This is a genomic window from Alcanivorax sp., from assembly GCF_051117345.1.
Taxonomy (GTDB): Bacteria; Pseudomonadota; Gammaproteobacteria; order Pseudomonadales; family Alcanivoracaceae; genus Alcanivorax.
In genome coordinates, this window is the sequence record NZ_JBNPEC010000252.1 from 1 (window position 1) to 2488 (window position 2488).

General features: G+C 58.0%; 2 protein-coding genes. Both read left to right on the forward strand.

Annotation, left to right across the window (positions count from 1 at the left end; genetic code table 11):
• Positions 1 to 909: LysM peptidoglycan-binding domain-containing protein (locus tag ACFE0K_RS15810; protein WP_434536980.1), on the forward strand; the 909-nt coding region annotated here is incomplete at its 5' end.
• 34 nt (positions 910 to 943) lie between these two features.
• On the forward strand, positions 944 to 2488 hold a 1545-nt coding region (locus ACFE0K_RS15815), incomplete at its 3' end, for an extracellular solute-binding protein (RefSeq protein ID WP_434536981.1).

Here is a 2488-nt window from a genome sequence, read left to right on the forward strand (position 1 = left end):
CCGCGGGAGACCACCGCCTACGTTCCCAAGCTGTTGGCCATTGCCCAGATCGTGCAAGACCCGGAAAGCTACGGCGTCACCCTGCATCCGATCCGTAATGAAGCCTATTTCAGCAGCGTGGACATCGGTGGCCAGATTGACCTGACACAGGCCGCCCGACTGGCGGATATTTCCGTCGAAGAGCTCTATCTGCTTAACCCTTCCTTCAACCGCTGGGCCACCTCGCCAGATGGTCCCCACCGTCTTCTCGTTCCGGTCGACCGGGAAGAGCGCTTCCGTACCGGGCTGGCCGAGTTGCCCCATGACCAGCGCATGCAGTGGGCCCGCTACGAAATCCGCCCCGGCGATAACCTGGGCGCCATTGCCCGTAAACATCGCACCACGCCACAAGTCCTGCGCAGCATCAACAAGCTGAACGGTAACACCATCATCGCCGGTCGCACCCTGCTGATTCCGGGGCCATCGTCCGGGCAAGGCGACTACAGCCTGAGCGAAGATTCTCGCCTGGCCGCCAATCAGTCCCGGGAGCGTAAAGGTCGGCAACGGGTCAATTACACCGTGCAATCCGGCGACACCCTGTGGGAGATTTCCCGTCGCTACAGTGTTGGCGTGAAGGAGCTGGCGAAATGGAACAACATGGCGCCCGGCGACAGCCTGAGTATCGGCCAATCCCTCGCCGTGTGGAGCGAATCGGCTCAGACCAGCAGCGCAGTCCCGCCGGAAAATGACAAGATGGTCCGCAAACTACGCTATGCCGTACGCAACGGAGACTCCTTGTATGCCATTGCAGACCGCTTTAATGTATCGGTGAACGACATCAAGAGCTGGAACGACCGTGTAGCCAGCAATCGTTACATTAAACCCGGGCAACGGCTGACACTCTACGTTGATATTCGCAAAACGTTCTAGACCCTTTCTGGCCCTTGCGGCCCTGCTCCTCGGCGTGGCTTGCCACGCCGAGGTAACTCGCAGCCACGGCTATCATCCCTTCGGCAACCTCAAATACCCTGCCGACTTTCAGCACCTTGATTACGTCAACCCGGATGCCCCCAAAGGCGGCACCATGCGCCTTTATGGCCAGGGCACCTTTGACAGCCTCAACCCCTATATCCTCAAGGGCATCAGCCCTGCCGATACCCCCGGCATGCAGATGTACGGTGTCACCGAACTGGCCGACAGCTTGCTGATGGGCAACCAGTCCCATAATCGCCTCGGCGATGAAGCCGGCGCAGCCTATGGCCTGATCGCCGAATGGGTGGAATATCCTCATGACCGCAGCTGGGCCACTTTCCGCATCCGCGAGCAGGCCCGCTTCCATGACGGCCACCCGATCCGCGCCGAAGACGTGGTGTTCAGCTTTGACATTCTGCTCAGCAAGGGAAAGCCCGAGTATACCTTGCAGCTGGCTGACCTGGCCGATGTCGAGGTAGTGGACCCGCTCACCGTGAAATTCACCTTCAAGGAAGGCCGCAAGGATTTACCCCTGGTGGTCGGCTCGATCCCCATCCTGCCCAAACATTATTGGGAGAAGCACGATTTCGAGCGGGCCACCCTGACTCCGTCATTGTCCAGCGGCCCTTATCAGGTCAGCTCGGTTAAACCGGGTAAGCAGGTCGTTTTCCAACGGGTCAAGGATTACTGGGCAGCGAACCTTCCGGTTAACCGAGGCCGCTACAACTTTGATCAGGTAGTCTTCGAGTTTTTCCGCGATGCGGACGTGGGTTTTGAAGCCTTCAAGTCCGGGGATTATGATCTGCATTACGACTACAGCTCGAAGCATTGGGCCACCGCCTACGACTTTGCTGCCGTTGAACAGGATCAGATCATCAAACAGGAAATCCCTCACCAGATGCCGCGTCCGGTGCAGGCTTTCTTCTTCAATACCCGTAAAGCGCCGTTTAATGACCTGAATGTGCGCAAGGCTGCCAGCCTGCTGTTTGACTTTGAATGGTCCAATCGCAATTTGTTCAGTAATGCCTATACCCGCACTGTCAGCTGGTTTCCCAATAGCCCCTACTCTGCCCCGGTTCCCGCAACCGCTGAAGAGCAAGCGCTGTTGGAGGATCAGGCCGGGCATCTGCCAGACAATTTCTTCAGCGCTGATATCCATCCCCCGGTGAATGATGGCAGCGGACAGATCCGCAATCGCATGCGCGAGGCACTATCATTGCTGCAGGAAAGCGGTTGGCGTCTGCAGGATCACAAGCTGGTCAACGCGCAAGGCAAACCGCTTCGCTTTACCGTTCTCAATTATCACAACCCCGGCATTTACCGCATACTCGCCCCCTGGTTCCGTAACCTGAAGCGCCTGGGTATTGAGGCAGATTACCGGGAAGTGGAACCCGCTGCCTACAAGGAGCGGCTGGACAACTTCGACTACGATGTGGTGCTGTTTGTGCTGCCGGTACGGTACGATACAGGTCCGGAGCTGACCGATTATTTCGCTTCCAGCAGCGCAGATAGCCCCGCCAGCAAGAATTGGGCGGGG